This window comes from Candidatus Ruthia magnifica str. Cm (Calyptogena magnifica) (assembly GCF_000015105.1).
Taxonomy (GTDB): Bacteria; Pseudomonadota; Gammaproteobacteria; order PS1; family Pseudothioglobaceae; genus Ruthia; species Ruthia magnifica.
Genome location: NC_008610.1, coordinates 75,133 through 98,679, shown reverse-complemented (window position 1 = coordinate 98,679; position 23,547 = coordinate 75,133). Strand labels below are relative to the sequence as shown.

Genomic DNA, 23,547 nt, shown 5'->3' with positions numbered 1-23,547 from the left:
ATTATACTACTCGTGGTAGTGGACTTAATTGACAAACATAAAATGAATTTCTTATCAACTTAATAGCACCTGAAAACAAATATTTAGTAAATTTCAATTAACTCTTGTACTGATGAACAATATAAAGCACATTTTATTTCCATTGAATAATACTCTGATAAAGCTACCTTATAAGACAACAATTGTTGAGTATATTTGATTTTTTGTCTTTGTATAAATTGCGCTATTGATTCATTATTCGATTTCGTTGCAGTTTTAAAATCAATAATCCACAAAGTGTCTTCATCAATAAATAATCGATCAATAATAACACTATGCTTGTCATTTATAAATTCTACCTCAACTTGAGTTGATGTTCTTTGCTTAAACAACCAAGAAAAGTGTTTGTCTTGTTTCGTTAAATTAAGCATATTGACAATAAAATTGATATGACTGTCAATATCCATATTACCAACACCACACTCCATTAGTCTTGCTCTTATACTTTGTTTATCTGGTGAGAACAAACTGTCTTCATAATATTGATGCAATAAAGTGCCAAGTAAGCTTTTGTATTGCAAATCAACACTAAGTTGAAAATCCATTTTTTTCTTACTTTCATCAGGCAAATTATCATATTCTAAGGGCTTAATATAACGCACAAACTCTGGCGCTTGAACGAGTGGTTGATTGTCCTCAGTGGTTGATAGTTTAAGCTTGTCAAATTGATGCTGAAATATGGGCGCCAATAGTTTTAAAAAAGTATTACTACTAGCTTGATTGCTTTGATTTAGCGTTCCTAATAAATGAATTTCAAGCTTAGCACGTGTCATTGCTACGTACAATAAACGCATCGTTTCAAACTTATTTTGTTGTGATTTAATATGCTTCAAGTAGGTATAAGTATGACTGTCATCTAATTGCGTATAAGATCTTATCGGCGCTAATAATAATGATTGATTGCTAAATTCTTGCAAGTGAATGATGGATGGTATGTTATTTTGTGGCATTCTACCCAACCCAGGAATAATAACCAACTCAAATTCCAAGCCTTTAGCCTCATGAATGGTCATTAGCTTAATTCGTGCATTTACACTAGGTGCATACAACCCATCTAACATTTGATTAATGGTTTCAATATCAAGTTGTTGCACAGACTCACAATCATGAATAATTTGCAAGAATTGGATTTTAATCATAGATCGCTTAACGGATAAAGAACTCTGAGGTGCTAACTGATTAATCGCAAATGCAAGCACCTTCGTAAAACTAAATCTAGATTGTTGATTAACAATATCACAAAAAACATGGACAAAATTTCGTATACGTAATTGTCCATTTTCGCTCAAACCTTGTAAAACTTGCTCATCTTGAATTAAATCAAAAATAACACGCTCATCCTGTTGTGACAATACAAGTAAATCTTCTAATAATAGCCCGCACCATGGCGCTCTTAAGATAGCTAGCCAAGCAAGTTTATCACCCAAATGTTTGAGCGCTCGAGTCAAACTCAGCAAGTCACGAGTAAATAAATCTTCCTTTAATGGAAGTATTTTTAATGCCTCAAATTCAATATTAGCACGCTTCAGAATGGATACAATATCATCTAGATGTGAACGACTTCTCACCAAAATAACGATCTCTTTTGTTGGATTATTTTGAATAATTTCAAGCACTTTCTGTGCCTCAAAATCATAGCGTTTATACGCAAATGGATAAAATCTAATGGCGTTTTCATTTTCATCAACAAAATTAGCCTGTGAATGTTCATACTTAATCGCGCCCTTAAAAGCATCTTCCTGCTGAGGAAATATCTTTGAAAATATTTTATTATTACCTTCAACAACAGATTCAGAGGAACGAAAATTAGTACTTAGTTGTAAAAATTTAGGCTTAATATTAGCAATGCCTTGTACTCGAACTTGCAAAAATAAGCCCACTTGAGATTGCCTGAATAAATAAATAGACTGCATGGGGTCACCCACTAAAAACAATGTCTTACCATCACCTACTTGCCAATTAATAATCAACTTTTCTAATAAAACAAATTGAGTAGCTGAGGTGTCTTGAAACTCATCAATCAAAATATGCTGAACTTTATTATCCAAGAACAGTGCAACATCACCCACTTGATGCTCATCTAGTGCCTGATTTGCATCTAAAGCAACCTGGATGAAATCATACGTTTGATTAACATCAAACAAAATATTTAATTGAATAACAGCCAACTTTAATACTTGTGCAATATCTTGAAGGATATTAATTTGATTGGTTGAAAAGTTCACATCAGGTAATTGCTCAACTCCTGCTAATAATTTCCTTAATTGCTGATGGCTAGATAAGTCTTGAAAAATTTTAATAACAGCTTGTTTTTGTGTTTTTAATTCTACGGGAAAACCGTTATTTTTATTCAATGATGTACGCCACTTACCTTGCGTAGTCAAACATAGCTGACATAAGTTTTTCCAGACCTCTAACGATTCAACAGTGGCATCTGGTACACCTTGAATTTGTGCAAATTCCGGTTTAGTGTTATCTTTTAACAGTTTAAAAAAAGTAACATTAAAATAGCGCTCAACCTCATTTTTTAACAGCAACAAATGTTGGATAATAATCTTTTTAGAGCTTAACCTCAAAGTTTCAATATTAAGCACTCCATGCTGATACAGCTTCAAAAGCCACTGGTCACGTTTAGCCAGCATATCTATAATCAAACGATAAAATTTATTAACATTATTATCCAAATATAGGAGTACCGACTCAATACTATTTTGATATTCAGACTCATCAATTGCTAATAAGGTTTGCTTAGCGGCTTTAAGATAAATATCATTTCTTACACAATTTTGCGCTATGATTTGCTTGGGCACTAATTGATTCTTACTTGGATAACGACTGGCAATCAAACCTGATAAACCGTCAATCGTTAAGATTTTAAACCGTTCATACATATTTAATAATTGCCAATCAAGTGTTTTGGATTTTTCTAATACTTTAAGAGCCAAGTCATAAGTAGTTTGTTTATACGATTCTTTTGGTCGATTACCTTGGGCTAATTTTAAAGACTCAATCACTCGAGTGGTCAACTCGCTCACCGCCTTTTTAGTAAAAGTCATTGCAATCACACTCTCAGGTGAAGCACTAACTGATAATAATTTCAAATAACGTTGCGTTAATAACTCTGTTTTCCCAGAACCCGCAGGCGCTTGAACAATAAAAGATTGACTAACATCTAATGCTTGTCGCCTTTGTGTTTGATCATTCACATTGAATCAGGTGCGCTAACGCCCAATAAATTTAAACCATTTACCAATATTTGCTTCACTGCTATAATGAGAAACAATCTTGCGTTTCGCAATTTATCATCATCCACTAAAAACTTGCTATTATTATAATAACTGTGAAAATGGCCAGCTAATTCACGCAAGTAACAAGCCAACACGTGTGGTTCATAATTAAGTGCGGATGATTGCAAGATGTCTTTATAGCGATTAAGCTCTTTAATTAATAAGGCTTCTGATTCATTATTTAATACCGACAGATCAATATCTACCATAGAGGGCGACTTGGCTTGTTTTAAGACCGAGCAAATACGCGCATGAGCATATTGAATATAGAATACTGGATTCTCATTACTTTTTGATTTGGCTAAATCTAGGTCAAAATTCATGTGCTGTCCTGATTTGCTCAAAATATAGAAAAAACGTGCCGCATCATTGCCTACCTCTTCACGCAATTCTTCTAAAGTAATAAACGAACCACTACGGGTTGACATGGAAGCTTTCTTACCATTTCTAAAAAGGTTAACAAATTGCACTAACAAGATTTCTAACTTATTAGAATTGTGATTAAGCGCTTTAATCGACGCCTTAATCCTAGCAATATAACCATGGTGATCAACACCCCAAATGTTAATAATTTTGTCATAACCACGTTCAAACTTCTCAAGATGATAGGCAATATCAGAAGCAAAATAAGTGTACTTCCCATTTTTACGAACCACTACACGGTCTAAATCATCACCAAAATCAGTAGTTTTAAACCAAAGTGCACCTTCTTTTTCATAAATATATCCTGAGTCCTGCAGTTTTTTCACGATTTCTTTACTCAAGCCACTATCCATTAGAGACTGTTCAGAAAACCACTGCTGATACTTAACACCGAACTCAACCAAATCAATTTTAATGCCACTTAAAATATTATTAATCGCCAAATCAAGGATTTTTTTATAATCATGTCCTAATTGAAACTTGCAATTAGCAATCAACCTATCAATATGCTTTTCCTTGTTACCAGCGTTTTTTTTAACACTCCTTTGAGAGATAAAAATATCAAGCTTTTTTACACCACTAATTTTTTTAGCAATATCAAAGATATAATCACCCTTGTAGCCATTATCTGGAAATTGCTCAGTTTCAACATAACGCAAGTAAACCGAGATCGCCAAAATATCCATCTGCCGACCTGCATCATTCACATAATATTCATTGTCAACTTCAAATCCTACTGCACGCAAAAGACTAGCAACTGTTGCTCCATACGCCGCTACACGGCCATGCCCCACATGAAGTGGACCAGTTGGATTGGCAGATACAAACTCCAATAATATGCGCTGACCTTTACCTACATCTGCTTTTCCATAATGTTCCGCTTGATTAATAATTTGCTCAATTATTTGTACGCTTTCACCTTGAGAAATAAAAAAGTTAATAAATCCAGGATCTGCAATTTGCACTTTATCAATCTGCGTATTATCACCCAAGTTGTCAATAATTTTTTGTGCTAATACTTTTGGAATCAGTCCTGATCGCTTTGCCAAAACCATGGCAATGTTTGAGGCAAAGTCTCCTTGAGTTTTGTCTTTGGTATGGTCAATACGAATATTCTCAGGTGCACTCTCAAGCACACCTTCATTCTCTAATAAGTTTAGAGATTGCTTTAATATTTTTTGTAATTGTTCTTTCATAATAATTTGATGTACTTATTGCCAAGAAGTGCCAATCCCCACATTCACTTTAAGAGGAATGTCTAATAAGTAGACGTTTGCCATTAGACCTTGTATTTTATGGGCGAATTCATCGGCTTTTGATTCACTTACTTCAAATACCAACTCATCGTGTACTTGCATAATCATTCTAATATCTGGGTTATTTTCTCCAATCCATGCGTGAATATCTAGCATAGATTTTTTAATGATATCTGCTGAAGAGCCTTGCATAGGCGCATTAATAGCAGTTCTAAGCGCGTGTTGTTGTAATATTTTATTCTTGGAATTAATTTGTGGCAAATACAAACGTCTACCCATGACGGTTTCAACATAGCCCCATACTTTTGCGCTTTCTTTAATGCTATCCATGTAGTGTAACACACCAGGATAATTATCAAAGTAAGTATCAATATATTGTTTTGCTTCAATTATGGAAACATCAATTTGTTTTGTCAGTCCAAAAGCACTCATACCATAAATCAAGCCAAAATTAATTGCCTTGGATCGCCTACGATGTTTTTTTGTCACCTCATTGATTGGCATATTAAACATGGTTGATGCTGTTACACTGTGCACATCTTTATCATGATTAAAAGCATCTAATAGATTTTTATCTTGGGATAATTGCGCCATAATTCGCAGTTCAATTTGCGAGTAATCAGCAGCAATAATAACGTTATCTTTACCTGCAACAAACGCACCACGAATACGCGCACCTTGTTTAGAGCGGATGGGAATATTTTGTAAATTTGGGTTGCTTGATGATAGCCGACCTGTGACAGTTACTGCCTGATGATAGGAAGTATGAAGTCTATGTGTGTTTAAATCAATTTGCTTGGGCAATGCTTCAAGATACGTGGAATTAAGTTTAGTTAATGTACGATAACTTAATATTAAATCAACCAATGGATGGTCTAAAAGTTTTAATGCTTCTTCGTTCGTAGAAGGTGCGCCTTTGGGAGTTTTTTTCAAAGGAGTCAGCCCTAAACCTTCAGGTTCAAATAAAATTTGTTGAATTTGCTTAGGCGACTCAAGATTAAATATATCACCTGCCAGCTCAAATACTTGAGCCTGAATATCCTTCATTTGTTGAACAATGTCTATTTGTTGAGTGCTTAGTTCGTTCATGTCTAATTCAATACCATTACGTTCCATGCACAACAAGACTTTAATCAATGGCAATTCTAGGTTTTGATACAACTTAACCAATTTAGGGTATTGGACAATCTCCTCATCTAACACGTGATTTAACAAATCCGTCACTATCACGTATTCACAAGCATAAGGAAAGGCAGTTTCTAAATCTACTTGATTAAAAGTAATTTGTTTTTTACCTTTGCCTGCAATATCATCAAAATGGATGGTTTTATGGTTCAAATAATATTCACTCAAATCATCTATATTATGTCTTGTGGCAACTGAATTTAAACAATAAGATTTCACCATAGTGTCATCACTAATGCCTTGCAAATCAATTTGGTAATTAGCTAAGATATGTGCATCATATTTTAGATTTTGCCCAACTTTTCCAATAGACACATCTTCTAAAATTAGTTTTAATTGATCAAGTACGTCCTTAAAATCTAACTGCTTTGGTGCATTTAAATAATCATGACCAACAGGCACATAAAAACTATTCTTATCAACTAAAAATACCCAGCCGACAATGGTAGCATTCATATAATCTAGCGACGTGGTTTCTAAATCAAACACAAATGTCTTTGAGGTTTTAAGCCGATTAACCATTGCATTAAATACATCCGAATCTAGTACCAATGTCTGTGAATAATCCTCAAGAACATCAACCATATTGCTAGTACTTTCAGTCACTTCAGTAGCTTGGATGCCTTCTTGCTCTAGCATAGGCATATTATCCAGCTGCTTTAACCACATAGAAAAGCCATACTGCTGATATAAATCAGCCAGTTTGACAACATCTTGTTCTGACTCGTCATCAGAAATATTACAAGGCAAGGCAACATCAAATTTAAGCATGACTAATCGTCGGGACAAATCCAACAAATAAAAATTATTACGTAACTTTTCACCTACTTTGCCCTTAATTTGCGTTGCATTTTCTTTAATACCCGCAATGTCATTATAAGTTTGTAACCATTTAATGGCTGTTTTAGGGCCAACACTAGGCACACCGGGAACGTTATCTGCACTATCACCAGTTAAGGCTAAGAGATCTAAAAAAATTTCCGGTGCAACACCCATTTTTTCAATCACACCTTGACGATCATACACAGTGCCTTTCATGTCTAATTGAGAAATATTAGCACTCACTAATTGCATTAAATCTTTATCGCCACTAGCAATAATGGTCTTAATATTATTTTGATTAGCGTAACAACTCAAGGTGGCAATCACATCATCCGCTTCAACATCAGGCACACACATAAAATGAAGCCCCATGGCTCTAATAATCTCATACAAAGGTTCAATTTGAACCACTAGTTCACTATCAGCTGGTTTTCTATGTGCTTTGTATTGCGGATAAATATCGTGTCTAAAATTTTTACCTTTAGCGTCAAATATAGTGATTATCTTAGCCTCTGGATACTGCTTTTGAAGACGTTTAATGGCACTAATAACACCAAATATAGCGCCTGTTGGAAAACCGTCTTGATTAGTTAAGTTTTGTTTTAGTGTAGAAAAATAAGCTCGGAATAAAAAAGCCGATCCATCCATTAAAATTAGTTTATGTGACATGGGTTAAATTTTACCAATTTTTGAACGTCAACACGAATATAAGATAAGCCAAGACATATAAATTATACGTATAAAATACAAACTAGTCATTCATCATTGTTTAGCCTATGTCAGAAGTCCTTATTAGTGCAAATCATGTTAGTTTTAGTCATCATGGCAAAAAAGTGCTTGATGACGTTAGCTTTGAATTAAGAACGGGCGAATTCATTACCTTAATTGGCCCAAATGGCGCTGGAAAAAGTTCGTTGATTAAAATTCTACTTGAACTTATTGCTCCTGACGATGGTAAGATTAAAAAATCTAAGTATATTAGGCTAGGCTACACACCACAAAAATTTATCCCCAATGAATTTATCCCCATTTCAGTCATTGATTTTCTAAAACTCAATCAAAAAATTAATACACAATCTTTAATAAATACTACTACACTCACAGGCATCGAAACATTGTTACACTTATCATTAAAAAATTTATCTGGTGGTGAAATACAACGTGTATTATTAACTCGTGCCTTTCTTGCAAAGCCCAATGTCTTAATTCTTGATGAGCCCGTACAAAACCTTGATGTAAATGGCCAAATGCATCTATATAAACTCATTCAAGATATTCATAACCAACAAAATTGTGCTGTGCTCATGGTATCGCATGACCTTCATAGAGTCATGAAAGAATCAACTCAGGTTTTATGTTTATATCACCATATTTGCTGCATGGGACAGCCTGAGACAATTTTAAAAAATGCTCAATTTAATCATTTATTCGCCGACCAAATGGATGAACTTATGGCTACTTATAAACATAAACATTGATTATTAACCATTAAATAAAAAATACACAACCATCAATAATCTTTAAAACTTTTTCAATTTTATACAAATGGTCTAAATTAAGTTTTTTATTATTCTTAATATTCTCGTAATCTAAATAAGAGTCTCATGAATTAATATCTATTACAATGACAAGGTTTAACTGTGTAATACCTTTCTGTTTTTTAATTCATTTTATATTTTGAAAAGTTTTCAAATGAAAATTTTGACTTGAATTCAACATATGGCATTGTTATTAAAGCTTAAAAGAATATGCTAAATTAATTCTTAAAAATTCTAGAGAAGGTTTTTGTATAAAATATTCAAACTAATTGCTTCTAATTTAATAAAAAAAGTAACACATCCTATTTTAATTTTAGCCGTTGTCCTTGCTGTAACAGCTCCATCAATTATTAAATAACAGTTAGTACAATTATACTAATAACCATTTTACTAAAAGATAGTGAATTTTGGTAATTATGTTTTAAACAAAGAATTTACACATATTGCAATGTTCTTTTGTAATTTTTTGGATCTCTCTATTATATTTTTTTATGAGTTTTTTATACTCGATTTCTGTGTTTGCGTTCGACTTGATAAACACCAATTTGTTCCACCTTTTTATAGTTTTTTATACTTTTTAGATCTGCTTCCCATACTTTATTTTTTAAGTTCCTGTAAAATACATCTTTAATTTCGCCTATTTCTGGTTCTACATTTCATTGTTCATTCTTATCTGTCTTTCCATACCTTTTATTCTTCCGTCCATGCTTCGATATAGGCGATATGTTTTATCATGTAAATATGATGTTGTAACTTCTTTTGGTAGTTTTTTTACATTTATATTCATTTTTACTATATTAGCATTTATTTTTTATTCGGTCCTTCTATATCTTTTATATCTTTTATTATTTCTTGTATTTCTTGTATTTCTTTCTTAATTTCTTTTCCTTCTTATAAGAGTTTTAGTGCGTCTGTGTATATTACACCTATTATTGTTCCCATTACTATTAAGTATGTTTTTATTTCTTTTAGTTTTGTTAACAGGTTTTTAATTATTTTTTCCATGTTTTTCTTAGTACGTTAGTTTTTTATTTTTGTTTACTTCTTTTTTGTAATTTCTTGTTATTCCATTTTAATCCTTTTGCTGCTTTTGTTACTTTTAATATTCCTAATACTCTTGTACCTATATTTAGCGCTTTAGCATTCCCCGCCATTCATTTTCTTTTTCTTCTATGTCTGCTTTGCTTCCTGTTAGTCTTGGCTCTTCTAGAATTTTGGTTTTTCCATTATTTTTTTCTGTTTACCTGTTATTTTTCCTTCTGTTTTTACTAGTAATCCTTTCAGTAGCATGTTTTGTATCCTAACATTGAGCTACTGTCTGGCTCACTTGTTGGTCTCATTATTATTCATGTTAACTCCTGTCAACCTTTTAAACCTTAAAGACCTTATAAAGACGCTCTAAATTAAAATGATTCATAAATAAGAATAAAAAGTATCAATGCCTATCTCAGCATCTATTGTTAGTCTCAACTAACTAAAATTAGTTTTACATTCTTAGAAGTCTTCTTATAAAAACTATTAATTTCCTTTTCATTTACGTTAGAAAACTTCCAAAAATGAAATAAATGACCTCTGTAAAAAATTCATTAGCATACACATTAATTTTATGTAAAATCTTAAGTGGTGGTGGTTGCTTAACAAAATAACAACTAATGAATTTACTTAAGAATATAATACATTCTATTCTAATTTCAACTATGTTAGTCTTGCTAATCTAGGATTGATAGTTACTAAGTAACGACTAATAATATAATTATATTATTAAAAAGAGACAAGCCTTGTAATAGCTTTTATAAGAAATCAATAACTATTGAGCAAATAACTTTCTAGAAGTTCTTTGTACAAAACCCCTTTTAACCACTTCAACTACGACATCCCAGCGCCCTTTTAAGGGTAATGTTACTTGTGCTTGATATTGGTTTATTTCTTGGTTAAATGCCATATTGATGGAAAAATCATGTGCTTTTTCTAAAGGGCGATAAAAGTATGCTGTAACAAAAGCATTTGCTAAAGTTTTATCGTTCTGTGCACTATTAGCCGTATAGGTTTGTTTAATATTATGAATTACAACCTTAGGAGTAGCAAGGTTTAATATCCAACCAAGCCGTGCTAATTGGTTTTTATGGTTTAGTGTTTTTACGTATCGTTTGCCACTCGAATACGCATCTTCAACCACTAGCCCAGGATGGGTTTCAAGTGCGATCATAATTCGATAGGCAGTTGCGCTCACTAAAGTGATAAACAGTACTAACATGGATATCATGATTGGGCTTTTATAAATGCTCATTACATGCTTTTAGATGTGAAAAATGAAGTCTTATATTCTAAAGTGGCCTGTTCGCTTTTAACCATAAACACAACATCGTTATCAGCACCTACGTCACTTTCAAAGGCGGTTAAATAAACATAAATAGATTTAATATTACCACTTGGAATCATTACTGTTTTGAATGCTTTTTTAGATTTTAGATTTTCAATTTTACTGCTAAAACTAATATTAATTGGCATAACTTTATCTGTTTTATTCATGATTTTTAGTTTATATTTATTGCGAATTGAGCCATCAGAAAGCTGTACAAATAGTGGCTGTCTATCGTGCAATACTTTTAAATCCATTTGGTCAAGATTTAAAATACCACACGTCAATACTGATAATGCTACTAATAATATTGACATATAAATAACAACCCTTGGACGTTTATAAAGAGCTTTAATTGGTTTGTTAAATTTCATTTCAGCTAAGGAAGTATAACGAATTAAGCCTTTAGGTTTGCCAACCTTTTTCATCACTGAATCACAGGCATCAATACACAGCCCACAAGTAATACAGCCATACTCCTGACCTTTACGGATATCAACACCTGTTGGACAAACAGCAACGCATTGATGACAATCAATACAGTCACCAAACCCTTCAACAAACTCACCTCTTTTAAGCCTACCACGCTGTTCACCACGATAATGGTCATAAGTTGGCAGAATGCTTTGATCATCAACCATTGCCCCTTGAATGCGCGCATATGGACAAATCCACAAACAAGTTTGCTCTCTCATAAACCCAGCAAATACATAAGCACCAAGTGCAATAATGGCAGTAATGGCTATCGTTGTGGAGGTAACATCGCCCTTAAAATAATCAGCCCAGGACACCCCAAAATATAACATCCAAGTAATACCAGAGAAAAATGCGATTACTATCCAAATAGCATGTTTAGCTAGTTTAAGTTTAAATTTATTGACACTCATTGGTGCTTTATCTAGCTTTCGTTGCTGGACTGGCGTACCCTCAATCCATTGTTCTATTTTGGTAAAAATATCCGTCCAAATCGTTTGAAAACAAAAATAACCGCAAAACACTCGACCCAGAATAGTGGTCATTACCGCTAATAGAATCGCTAAAAATAGCAACACCATGGTAAGCATCCAAATATCTTGCGGGAAAATGGTAATATTAAACAAATGATACTGTCTTTTATCTATATCAAATAAAATGGCTTGCTTATCATTCCAAGTAAAGTATGGACCAACAAAAAATGGTAACCAACCAATAATAGCCAGCCATTTGAAGTTGCGAAATTTTCCCTTCATACGTTTTGCATGAATGGTTTCATCTCCTAGATTTTGCACCCATTGCTCACCCTCTTCATATAGGCCTTCCACTTGAATTTTCTTGTCTGTCATACTCGCATCTTTAATGGGGGATTGTTAACCTTACGTATCATATCACCAATCCTAATTTTTTTCTTGATTTGCATCAAAAAATACAACAATTTAAACCCGTCATTTATCAACAAAACGTATTTACTGATATAATTCTTAATTTTTTGGACAGGATTTAACATGAAAGATATTATTGAACAGGCCTTTGAAGACAGGGTTAATATTAACCCACAATCAGCTAGTATGGAAATTAAACAAGCCGTTGCTGAAGCTATCCATTTTCTTGATTCAGGACAGGCGCGTGTTGCCGAGCAAAAAGGTGTAGGCGATTGGGTTGTTAACGAATGGTTGAAAAAAGCAGTCCTGTTATCTTTTAGATTAGAAGATAATGTTGTTATGCAAGGTGGTTTTACTCAATACTTTGACAAAGTCTCCTCTAAATTTGCTGATATGTCAGCAGATGAATTTAATGCAACAGGTGTTCGTGTAGTACCACCAGCAAGTGCACGCCGAGGCTCTTTTATTGCTAAAGACACCGTATTGATGCCAAGCTATATCAATATTGGTGCTTATGTAGACTCAGGCACGATGGTGGATACTTGGGCAACGGTTGGTTCATGCGCACAAATCGGTAAAAACGTTCACCTTTCAGGTGGTGCTGGTATTGGCGGTGTATTAGAGCCATTACAGGCTAGTCCAACGATTATTGAAGATAACTGTTTTATTGGTGCTAGGTCAGAAGTGGTAGAAGGCGTGATTGTTGAACAAGGTGCTGTTATTTCAATGGGTGTTTATATTGGACAATCCACCAAAATTTTCAATCGTAAAACAAAAGAAATTACGTATGGACGCATTCCTGCTGGTTCAGTAGTCGTGCCTGGTAATTTACCAAGCAAGGATGGTGCTTATTCACTTTATTGTGCGGTGATTGTCAAACAAGTTAATACTAAGACACGCTCTAAAGTTGGAATCAACGAACTTTTACGAGGTATTTAAACAACAAATAAGCTTTCTTTTCTTAGCAAAAAGCTCATTACTTTTTTTGTTAAGTTAATATTAACCTTTGGTACTTGTCTTATATAGCTCTTGTTACACAAAAGCTAAAGCTTTTTAAGCGTCTCTCTCTTCTTATTTGTTATTTTTTAGCTACCAATCAGTTGCTAATAATTTAATAAAATAACTAGGGAATACTCACCAAAAATATAACGTTAGTAATAATATTGAATACATTCATGCTTTAGATGTTGATCTGGCCATTGTTTAGCTAAATTGGCAACACTAGTTTAAAAAGAGCTAGAGAGGGTATCCGCATCTTTAAGATCATCAACAATTCTAATTTAGAGATTATTTTTACTGGTTATGGAAACTCAAGCAACCTAACAATCAATGTACAAATCAATGAAAATATTACTAAAGTTACAGGCATTAATCATTAATATACAACCAAAAGACACTAAAGAAAAGGTAGTATTTGCTAAATTATCATGATAAATTTTTTGCATTTTGTTACTTCAGTATCATACACGCCTAAAGCCATGATACTATTCGTATAAGCCCAAATTACTGCGTTCACAGATTTTCATTCACAAATTCTTGGATGTTATTTAGTATTACCTAATTCATTAAAAAATAAAAACTTTGATACATCAAAATACTTATAAAACAACAGACAGCGCAATGCCTGCAAAAATGACTACGCCTATATATTTATTATGTAAGAATATCTGAAAACAGGCGCTCTTCTTACGATGCCTAATAAAATATTGGTGATAAATCATTAACAACGCAACTAAGGCTAATGAAATATCATAAAGGATAGTCAGATTAAAAACGTCTGATATTTTTATTAGAATTAACAACAGTCCAATTTGGAAAATTCCAATAATTAATCGGTCAAATTTAGCAAATAAAATAGCGGTTGATTTAACACCAATTTTTAAATCTTCTTCTCGGTCAGCCATGGCGTACATCGTGTCATAGATTACTGTCCAAATTACCGTTGCTGCGAATACATACAGAGCAGTAGTTGGTATAGTATTAAGAGTTGCTGAAAAAGCCATTGGCACACTCATGGCAAATGCCAACCCTAGTACAAATTGTGGAAAGTGAGTCCAACGTTTAGTAAATGGATACAAGATTGCTAATAATGCTGCAATCATTGCAAGTTGAATAGTTAACCAGTTGGTTAATAGCACTAATATAAATGCCAACATGATTAGTAATACAAATAATTTAAGTGCAGATTTATGATTAATCTCGCCTGAAGTAATAGGCCTTTGTTTGGTGCGTTTTATGAGTTTATCAACATGTCTATCTGCGTAGTCATTAATCACACAACCTGCTGATCGCATTAAAATAACACCCAAAACAAAAATCAATAATAATTTTAAATCAGGCACTCCTTCTGCCGCCAAAAATAATGCCCATAATGTTGGCCATAATAACAAATAAATACCAATTGGCTTGTCCAAACGCATCAGGCGTAAATACCTCCAGAAGGAAATAGTCTTGGTTTGTAAGCTACTCATAGTTTAGCTAAAAATTCTTCTAATTCGACTGGTAAAGATGCATTCACTTTCTGAATATCATTGGTTAATGGATTTGTAAAAATAAACTGATGTGCATGCAAAAATAATCTTTTTAAGCCTTTAAATTTAACTTGTCTATCAAATTCTTTGTCACCATATTTGTCATCACAAGCCAACGCATGTCCAGCATACTTTGCGTGTACACGAATTTGGTGAGTGCGTCCAGTTTCAATGCTAATCTCAACCAATGAAGCAGAAAAACCTCCATCGGAAAAATTTTTAAGTGGCTGAAAATGACTAATTGCATATTTACCTTTAGCATCCACCATAATATACCTTGAGTTTTGATAAAGTGGCGCATCAATAGTATGACATTTTTTTGACCAAACTCCTTTAACCAAGGCTGTATAACGTTTTTCAACGGTGTGTTGACTTAGCTGCTCGTGCAAGTTTTTTAATACGCTACGCTTCTTGGCAATTAAAAGCACCCCAGAAGTGGCTCGATCTAATCGGTGCACCAATTCAATAGGTTTTTTATATATTTGCCTAAGAGCTTCAATAATACCAACATCAACTCCAGAACCACTATGCACTGACAAACCACTTGGCTTGTTGATAATAAGCAGACCTTTGTCCTCATACAACTTAGCATCGATTAATAATTTTTTTAAGCTATCTGAAATATATATAGACTTAATAATAGACACTTTAATTGGCGGAATACGTACAATATCATTTAAAATAAGTTTATAGCTTACTTTTTTTCTACCTTTATTAACGCGCACCCAGCCTTTGCGAATGACCCTACAGATGTGCGACTTAGGAACACCTTTAAGTATTTTAAGCAAATAATTATCCAAACGCTGGCCTTCTGAAAATTCATCAACGATTTGAAAACTTATACTCATGCTAAAAAAAGTTGTTTAAAATTATTGGTGGTTGTATTGGCAATATTATTAATACTCACGCCGCGAATTTCAGCTAACTTTTCAGCGACATAATAGCTATAAGCTGGTGAATTAGGCTTGCCTCTATAAGGTACGGGCGTTAAATAGGGTGAATCAGTCTCAACCAACAATCTATCGCTAGGTACTTTTTTTGCTACTTCGCGCAAATCTTTAGCACTTTTAAAGGTAATAACACCAGAAAAAGAAATATAAAAACCTAAATCTAGCACTACCTTGGCAGTTTCCCAGTTTTCAGAAAAGCAATGCATGACACCTTGTTCGGCTTTTTCAGTTTGCATAATTGCAATAGTATCTTTTTTGGCATTGCGTGTATGAATAATCATCGGCTTACCCGATTGATTTGAGGCTTTAATATGCCGCCTAAAACGATCTCTTTGCCAATCAGCTGCTATCTTTTCAACATGAAAATAATCCAACCCAGTTTCACCAATGGCAATAATTTTATCATGTTCTGCTAATACTAATAATTCTTTCACACTTGGGTCTTTGCCCTCTAGTTCACAAGGATGCACGCCTACTGAGGCATAAATTTGCGGGTAATTTTTCGCCAAAGAAAATACCTCATCAAAATGCTCTAAATCAATACATACACATAAAAATTGCGTTACCGATAATTCTTTAGCATGAGCAAGCATACGCTCAACATTACCACCAAAAGCAGATAAATCTATTCTATCAATATGACAATGCGAGTCAACTATTTGCACGATTAATTAAAAGCCAAGTTGCTTAAATAAATCTTTAGCTTTGTTTTGTAGCTCTTCTGTGCCACTAAAATTCAATGAGTCTTTAATTTTATCTAAATTAAATTTTTCTTTAATACTATCAACTCTCAGTTTATGCATTAGGGTTTCTTTAATTTCTTTCTTACCCAACTCAATGCCTTTTTTCTCTAGAGCGTCTTTTATATTTTTAAGTACAACTGTCATCAATTCTTGACCAACCTGACTAAGTGCAATACCACTACCACCGCCAAATTTTTGAAGGTTAATATTAGGTACTTTGATGGTTTCTTTAAGCCACTTCGTGTCAATTTTTAATGTGATATTAGTGACATAAAATTGATTAATTTTAATTCTTTTATTACCGATATTTTGGATCTCTTCAGATAAAGAAAAAGTAGTGCCACTACTCGTTTTATCTAGATTATCAATTAGTGTAACTAAATTCACATTGGTCTTATTTTGTTCCAAAACAAAACTTATTCCATCAAAAGACAGCTCATCAATGACAATCAAATCTGAGATGCTTTCATCACTTATTTTTAATACAAAGTGGTCCAAAGAAAAGGCATATTTATTGTTAAAATTTGGGGGGTTTTTCACTTTAATAAAATCAATATTTAGACGCTTATCTAAAAAACTGGTGCTAAATTGGCTAATAGTTACTGGTATTTTGAGTAAATTTTGTGCATATTGTTGTGCATATTTTTTACCCATCGGATCAAATGCAACTGTCACAATAAGGGCTAAAATAACGATTAAACCTATTAAAAAATACCCTATTTTTTTCATTTTTCTCTCCTAAAAATTAATAAATATCGCTTACCCAAAATTTCTGGAACGCATAACGACTGAATGTCTACACCATAAGGTAATGTCTCTTGTTGAAAACCTGCTCCTTTCATCAGCAAGTATTCGCCATTATTACATAATAAATGTTGTGTCAATTTCAATATTTTTTCAACCTTTGAAAAAGCTCTTGAAATAATCTGTTCAAAGCAAAACTCAATTTGATAATTTTCTACCCTATTCTTAATAACATTAAGATTTTTCAATTGTAGTTGGGTTTTAGCAAATTGCATAAAACGACATTTTTTACCAACTGTATCAAGCACAGTAACTAAAAGTTCTGGCCTCATAATACTAATCACAATACCTGGCAGGCCCGCACCAGAACCGACATCTAATAAGGACTTATCTTTAATATACGCAATAACTGATAAGCTATCTAATAAGTGCTTGTAAACGCCTTTCTCCATGGTTCTGATAGCGCTTAGATTGTAGCTCTTATTCCACTTAATAATTAGCTTAAGGTAATTCATCAATTTGCTAATTTGTTCACTTTCAAGCTTAATATTCATCAAGCTGGCACCTTCTATTAACAATACTTCAGAGTTCATTTTGACTGATACGTTTTTAAATAAACTAATAAAATGGAAATAGAAGCAGGGGTGACGCCTTGGATACGGCTTGCTTGACCAATGGTTTCTGGCTTATGTAGTTCAAGTTTTTGTCTGACCTCAGAAGAGAGCGCTTTAATTGAGTCATAATCTATATTTACAGATAATATTGTATTTTCATTCTTACGATATTTTTCAATTTCCTCTAATTGACGTTTAATGTAACCTGCGTATTTAATTTGATTTTCAATCGAATTAATTAAAGTAGCATCCGTTAGAAACGGTTTTCCAGATTCGATTTGACTTAATATTTGATAATCAATTTTAGGTCGTTTAAGTAGTTCAAGTAAAGAATATTCATGATTTAAATTTTGATTTAAAACTACACCAGCTTGAGTGTCGCTCGCTTGTATCCAAGTATTTTTAAGACGGTTTTTTTCTTGTGTAATAGCTTCATATTTAACTTGAAAAGACTGCCAGCATACCTCACTAATCAATCCAAGATCTCTAGCCTTGGGCGTAAGGCGCTCGTCTGCATTATCCTCTCTTAATAACAAGCGATATTCAGCGCGTGAGGTAAACATCCGATAAGGTTCATTAGCGCCTTTAGTAATCAAATCATCCACCATAACGCCAATGTAGGACTCGTTACGTTTTGGTAGCCAAGCATCTCTTTCTAATATAGCACATGCCGCATTAACACCTGCCAACAACCCTTGGGCTGCCGCTTCTTCATAGCCCGTAGTGCCATTAATTTGCCCAGCAAAATATAGCCCTGAGATTTTCTTAACTTCTAGTGTCTGTTTTAATCCTCTGGGATCAAAAAAATCATACTCAATCGCATAACCTGGGCGTATAATATGCGCTTTTTCAAAACCCTTAATTGAACGAATAAAATTTAATTGCACTTCATAAGATAACGATGTAGACACCCCATTTGGATAAACCTCATTGGTAGTTAGCCCTTCAGGCTCAACAAAAATTTGATGTGAATCACGCTCACTAAAGCGTACCACTTTGTCTTCAATTGACGGACAATATCTGGGACTAATACCTTCGATATTGCCAGTAAACATGGGCGAGTCTTTTAATCCATCACGAATAAGATCATGAGTTTTTTCGTTAGTATGCGTGATATAGCAAGGGATTTGCCTTGGATGGTCTTCTTTAACACCCATGAATGAAAACGTCGGCAATGGTGTGTCTCCTGGTTGTACTTGCATGAGGGAATAATTCAATGTTCTATTATCTAATCTTGGTGGTGTACCTGTTTTTAGTCGACTAACACGTAAATCGTAAGAACGCAATTTTCCTGACAAAGCGTTTGATGGCGCATCACCTGCACGACCGCCTTGAAAATTACGCTGTCCAATGTGGATAACACCACCTAAAAAAGTACCTGATGTTAGAATCACCTTATCCGCCATAAAAGCAAGCCCCATCTGAGTCACAACACCTTTAATTTGATCATGCTCAATGATTAAATCATCAACTGCCTGTTGAAATAAAGATAGATTGTCTTGATTTTCTAAAGTGTAACGAATCTGTGCCTTATACAAAATACGATCAGCCTGCGCACGGGTCGCACGTACTGCTGGACCTTTTGAAGCATTTAGTGTACGAAATTGTATCCCAGACTTATCAATCGCGCGTGCCATAATACCACCCATCGCATCAATCTCTTTAACCAAATGTCCTTTACCAATCCCGCCAATTGCAGGGTTACAACTCATTTGCCCAAGTGTTTCAATGTTATGAGAAATAAGCAACGTACAAACACCCATACGAGCACTTGAAAGTGCCGCTTCTGTGCCAGCATGACCACCACCAATAACAATCACTGAATAGCTCTTAGCTTGTCCCATGTTCATTAACTTAAAATAAAAAGACCCGTTGTTAAAACGAGCCTTTTTTGATTCTTAATTATTAGGCATCTACTTTACTTGAACGTCCAATTCACCAGAGAGATATCTTTGACTCATAGTATCTAATGAAGACACGGTGATTTTATCAGCATTACCTGCTGAGCCAAACGCTTCAAAACGTGCTGCACAAATATCACTCATTGCATTAGTTGCTTCTTTTAAGAATTTACGTGGATCAAAGTTTGATGCATTTTCGACCAAGTATCTACGAACCGCTCCTGTTGACGCCATGCGTAAATCGGTATCAATATTAACTTTACGTACGCCATGTTTAATACCTTCTTGAATTTCTTCAACAGGAACTCCATAAGTTTGACCCATATCACCCCCAAAATCGTTAATAATCTTCAACCAATCTTGTGGCACTGAAGAAGAGCCGTGCATCACTAAATGCGTATCTGGAATGCGCGTATAAATTTCTTTAATTCTGTCAATACGTAACACATCACCTGTTGGCTCTTGGGTAAATTTATAAGCACCATGCGAGGTACCAATAGCAATGGCCAGTGCATCAACGTTAGTTGCTTTAACAAAATCAGCGGCTTCTTCAACTGAAGTTAACAACATATCTAAATCTAATTTACTTTCAGCACCATGGCCATCCTCTTCGCCCATCATGCCAGTTTCTAATGAGCCCAAACAACCTAACTCACCTTCAACAGAAACGCCACCTGCGTGTGCCATTTTTACAACTTCAGCAGTCACATTAACATTATATTCAAATGAGGCTGGTGTTTTCATATCCGTTTTTAATGAACCATCCATCATCACTGATGAAAAACCAGATTGAATTGAACGCAAACAAACAGATGGCTCAGAACCATGGTCTTGATGCATAACCACTGGAATGTGTGGATACATTTCGGTTGCTGCTAAAATTAAATGACGTAAAAACGGCTCACCTGCATAACCTCTTGCACCAGCAGAGCCTTGCATAATAACAGGACTATTGGTTTTATCTGCAGCTCGCATAATAGCATGAACTTGCTCCATATTGTTAACATTGAATGCTGGCATGCCATAGTCATTTTCTGCCGCATGATCTAATAATTCTCTTAATGAAATTAACATATTTTTCTCCTTTTTTAAGTTTTTTCTTGATAATTAAGGTTTAGTGTCTTATTATTTAATGATTATAACTATTTATATTTATTTTAATATTCTGAATCGCCAACTGTCAAAATTTTCATCAAATTTGTACCGCCTGACTTATTTTTATACATACCCTTGGTTAGTATAACGCTGTCACCATCATAAACAAAATTACCAACTTGTAAACGTTTAATGACAGCCTTATTTATCTCTATCCAATCTTTTTTAGTTGACAAAAAACAAGGATGAACCCCCCTATAGAGTGTAGCTTTTTGCAAAGTTGATACTTTATCAGACATCGCTACAATAGGAATACCTGAACTAATTCTTGACATCCATATGGCGGTTTTACCACTTTCTGTTAAGGTCACAATCACCCTAGTACCCATATGATTAGCAGCATACATTGCACTCATAGCAATAGTTTCGTCAATATAAGTAAATGTTTCATCAAGACGATGATGGGATATTTTAGCAATAGGATTTTTTTCAGTTTCAATACAAACATCATGCATAGTTTTAACAGCGTTTTCAGGAAAATTACCTACTGCTGTTTCAGCTGAAAGCATCACTGCGTCAGTGCCATCTAATACTGCATTAGCGACATCAAAAACCTCAGCACGAGTCGGGATTGGACTGGTAATCATTGATTCCAGCATTTGCGTTGCAGTAATAACAATTCGATTATTCGATCTAGCCAACTTAATTAAGCGTTTTTGTTGTGCAGGCAATTGTGCATCACCAATTTCAACACCTAAATCACCACGTGCCACCATAATGCCTGCCGACTCTTTGATGATGTCTAAAATAACACTCTCTACCAAAGACTCGGCACGTTCAATTTTTGAAATTACACCAGCATCACAACCCATTTGTTTTAATAATTGCTTAGTTTTACGCACATCATCACCGCTAATTGGAAACGATAAAGCCACATAATCTGCTTTAGCTTTTGCTGCAATTAAGATATCTTTTTTATCTTTTTCAGTCAATGCATTAGCAGACAAACCACCACCACGAAGGTTGATACCCTTTTTATCTGACAAGATACCACCTTGTGTCACAATAGTATTAATTTTATTGCCTTTAATACCAATAACCTCTAGTACTATTTTTCCGTCATCTAATAATAAAACATTACCAACTCGCACCTCTTGTGGTAATTTTTTATACACAATACCCACCGAATATTGATTGCCTGAATTCTCATCCAAATCAGCATCAAGTGCAAAAATATCACCATTATTCAGTTGAATTTTCATGCCATCTTTGAAAGTAGTAATACGAATTTTAGGACCTTGAAGATCCATCAACACACCCACATAAGTCTGATTTACTTGCGCCCAAGCACGCACTGCCTTAACTCTGTTTAAATGTTCTTGTTTTGAGCCGTGTGAGAAATTAATACGCACAACATTAACGCCTGCCTCAAGAATGCTATCTAGTACACCTTCTTTGTCCGTTGCAGGGCCAAGCGTGGCTAATATTTTAGTTCTTCTAGGCAAAATCTACACCCGAAGCTCTTTGTTCTAAAATTTCTACTGCTGGTAATATTTTGCCTTCTAAAAATTCTAAAAATGCACCACCACCTGTTGAAATATAGTTTATCTTGTCTTCAATGCCGTATTTATCAACAGCTGCCAATGTATCACCACCACCAGCAATTGAAAATGCATCAGATTCAGCAATTGCCTTACCTAGTGTTTTGGTACCACTAGCAAATTGCTCAAATTCAAACACACCAACTGGCCCATTCCATACAATAGTACCTGCGTTTTCCATAATTTTAGCTAGCTGCTTAATAGACTCAGGCCCAATATCAAAAATCATATCATCATCAGAAACTTCTGTTGAAGCCTTGGTTTGCGCTTCTGCAGTCTCTGAAAACTCCTTGCCACAAACCACATCTGTTGGCACTGGGATTTCACAATCTTCCATTAGTTTTTTAGCCATTGGGATTAAATCATGTTCACACAAAGATTTGCCCACGTTAAAACCCTGAGCTGCAATAAAAGTATTGGCAATACCGCCACCTACAACTAGTTGATCTACTATTTTAGATAAAGACTCAAGTACGGTTAACTTTGTTGAAACCTTAGAGCCGCCAACAATCGCAACCATTGGGCGCTTAGGATTATCTAATACCTTTCCAAGCGCATCAAGCTCACCCGATAATAATGGACCTGAACAAGCAATGGGCGCATATTTAGCAACACCATGAGTAGAAGCCTGAGCGCGATGCGCAGTACCAAACGCGTCCATCACAAAAATATCACACATCAAAGCCATACGCTTAGATAAGTTATCGTCATTAGCCATTTCACCAGCATTAAAGCGTACGTTTTCACAAAGCACCACCTCACCATTGTTCATTTGAACACCATTCAGCCAGTCTTTTTCTAAACGCACTGTGGTATTTAATAATTCACTCAAACGATCAGCAACAGGTTGCAGGCTAAATTCATCACTTGGCTCACCTTCAATTGGACGACCACGGTGTGACATCAGCATGACTTTAGCGCCTTGTTTTAAAGCAATTTTAATGGTTGGTAGAGAGGCTTTAATACGCTTATCACTGGTAACAATCCAATTAGAAATCGACACATTAAGGTCTTGACGAATTAACACTCGTTTTGAACTTAAATCCAAATCTAATAAATTAATAACTGACATAATAATTCTCCTATTTATTTTATGCAATA

17 protein-coding genes are annotated in these 23,547 nt (G+C 34.4%); 2 read left to right on the top strand and 15 right to left on the bottom strand.

Annotation, left to right across the window (positions count from 1 at the left end):
- Positions 1–83: 83 nt before the first annotated feature.
- From RMAG_RS00445 to polA, 3 genes are read right to left on the bottom strand one after another with little or no spacing between them, the layout of a single operon-like run.
- Complete coding sequence (locus tag RMAG_RS00445; protein WP_011737506.1) at positions 84–3,245, bottom strand: UvrD-helicase domain-containing protein; 3,162 nt, start codon at positions 3,243–3,245, stop codon at positions 84–86.
- Positions 3,242–4,945 carry an arginine--tRNA ligase gene (gene argS, locus RMAG_RS00440; protein ID WP_011737505.1) on the bottom strand — a complete coding sequence of 568 codons (1,704 nt, stop codon included), beginning with the start codon at positions 4,943–4,945 and terminating at the stop codon, positions 3,242–3,244. The genes RMAG_RS00445 and argS overlap by 4 nt, the downstream gene beginning before the upstream one ends.
- A 15-nt stretch (positions 4,946–4,960) precedes the next feature.
- Complete coding sequence (polA, locus tag RMAG_RS00435; protein WP_011737504.1) at positions 4,961–7,681, bottom strand: DNA polymerase I; 2,721 nt, start codon at positions 7,679–7,681, stop codon at positions 4,961–4,963.
- A gap of 107 nt (positions 7,682–7,788) precedes the next feature.
- On the opposite strand from polA, the gene RMAG_RS00430 reads away from it, so the two are divergent.
- On the top strand, positions 7,789–8,490 hold the full coding sequence (locus RMAG_RS00430; RefSeq protein WP_011737503.1) for an ATP-binding cassette domain-containing protein: 702 nt from the start codon (positions 7,789–7,791) through the stop codon (positions 8,488–8,490).
- Between the two features lie 1,088 nt (positions 8,491–9,578).
- Here the strand turns inward: RMAG_RS00430 and RMAG_RS06095 are convergent.
- The 3 genes from RMAG_RS06095 to ccoG all read right to left on the bottom strand — a co-directional run bounded on the left by RMAG_RS06095 (position 9,579) and on the right by ccoG (position 12,231).
- Entirely contained in the window at positions 9,579–9,704 is a 126-nt protein-coding gene (locus RMAG_RS06095) for a hypothetical protein (protein ID WP_268745582.1), read from the bottom strand.
- 653 nt (positions 9,705–10,357) lie between these two features.
- On the bottom strand, positions 10,358–10,837 hold the full coding sequence (locus tag RMAG_RS00425; RefSeq protein WP_011737502.1) for a FixH family protein: 480 nt from the start codon (positions 10,835–10,837) through the stop codon (positions 10,358–10,360).
- Positions 10,837–12,231 carry a cytochrome c oxidase accessory protein CcoG gene (gene ccoG / locus RMAG_RS00420; RefSeq protein ID WP_011737501.1) on the bottom strand — a complete coding sequence of 465 codons (1,395 nt, stop codon included), beginning with the start codon at positions 12,229–12,231 and terminating at the stop codon, positions 10,837–10,839. The genes RMAG_RS00425 and ccoG overlap by 1 nt, the downstream gene beginning before the upstream one ends.
- 159 nt (positions 12,232–12,390) lie before the next feature.
- Between ccoG and dapD the strand changes: the two genes are divergently transcribed.
- Positions 12,391–13,206, top strand: coding sequence for a 2,3,4,5-tetrahydropyridine-2,6-dicarboxylate N-succinyltransferase (gene dapD, locus RMAG_RS00415; protein WP_011737500.1), 816 nt, complete (start codon positions 12,391–12,393; stop codon positions 13,204–13,206).
- Between the two features lie 659 nt (positions 13,207–13,865).
- Here the strand turns inward: dapD and ubiA are convergent.
- The 9 genes from ubiA to RMAG_RS00370 all read right to left on the bottom strand — a co-directional run bounded on the left by ubiA (position 13,866) and on the right by RMAG_RS00370 (position 23,518).
- Positions 13,866–14,738 carry a 4-hydroxybenzoate octaprenyltransferase gene (gene ubiA, locus RMAG_RS00410; RefSeq protein WP_024792067.1) on the bottom strand — a complete coding sequence of 291 codons (873 nt, stop codon included), beginning with the start codon at positions 14,736–14,738 and terminating at the stop codon, positions 13,866–13,868.
- The gene (locus RMAG_RS00405) at positions 14,735–15,646 is read right to left on the bottom strand and encodes an RluA family pseudouridine synthase (RefSeq protein WP_011737498.1); all 912 of its coding nucleotides are present in this window, start codon (positions 15,644–15,646) and stop codon (positions 14,735–14,737) included. Before RMAG_RS00405 ends, ubiA begins: the two co-directional genes overlap by 4 nt.
- Positions 15,643–16,413, bottom strand: a complete 771-nt coding sequence (locus RMAG_RS00400; RefSeq protein WP_011737497.1) for a TatD family hydrolase — start codon at positions 16,411–16,413, stop codon at positions 15,643–15,645. Before RMAG_RS00400 ends, RMAG_RS00405 begins: the two co-directional genes overlap by 4 nt.
- Positions 16,414–16,419: 6 nt before the next feature.
- Positions 16,420–17,220, bottom strand: coding sequence for an AsmA family protein (locus RMAG_RS00395; RefSeq protein WP_011737496.1), 801 nt, complete (start codon positions 17,218–17,220; stop codon positions 16,420–16,422).
- Complete coding sequence (rsmG, locus tag RMAG_RS00390; protein WP_024792069.1) at positions 17,217–17,828, bottom strand: 16S rRNA (guanine(527)-N(7))-methyltransferase RsmG; 612 nt, start codon at positions 17,826–17,828, stop codon at positions 17,217–17,219. The genes RMAG_RS00395 and rsmG overlap by 4 nt, the downstream gene beginning before the upstream one ends.
- Entirely contained in the window at positions 17,825–19,693 is a 1,869-nt protein-coding gene (gene mnmG / locus RMAG_RS00385; protein WP_041194914.1) for a tRNA uridine-5-carboxymethylaminomethyl(34) synthesis enzyme MnmG, read from the bottom strand. The genes rsmG and mnmG overlap by 4 nt, the downstream gene beginning before the upstream one ends.
- 69 nt (positions 19,694–19,762) lie before the next feature.
- Positions 19,763–20,824 (bottom strand): class II fructose-bisphosphate aldolase, encoded by a 1,062-nt coding sequence (fba, locus tag RMAG_RS00380; protein ID WP_011737493.1) that lies wholly within the window; start codon positions 20,822–20,824, stop codon positions 19,763–19,765.
- A gap of 83 nt (positions 20,825–20,907) precedes the next feature.
- Complete coding sequence (gene pyk / locus RMAG_RS00375; RefSeq protein WP_011737492.1) at positions 20,908–22,350, bottom strand: pyruvate kinase; 1,443 nt, start codon at positions 22,348–22,350, stop codon at positions 20,908–20,910.
- Positions 22,343–23,518 (bottom strand): phosphoglycerate kinase, encoded by a 1,176-nt coding sequence (locus RMAG_RS00370; protein WP_011737491.1) that lies wholly within the window; start codon positions 23,516–23,518, stop codon positions 22,343–22,345. Before RMAG_RS00370 ends, pyk begins: the two co-directional genes overlap by 8 nt.
- Positions 23,519–23,547: the final 29 nt, after the last annotated feature.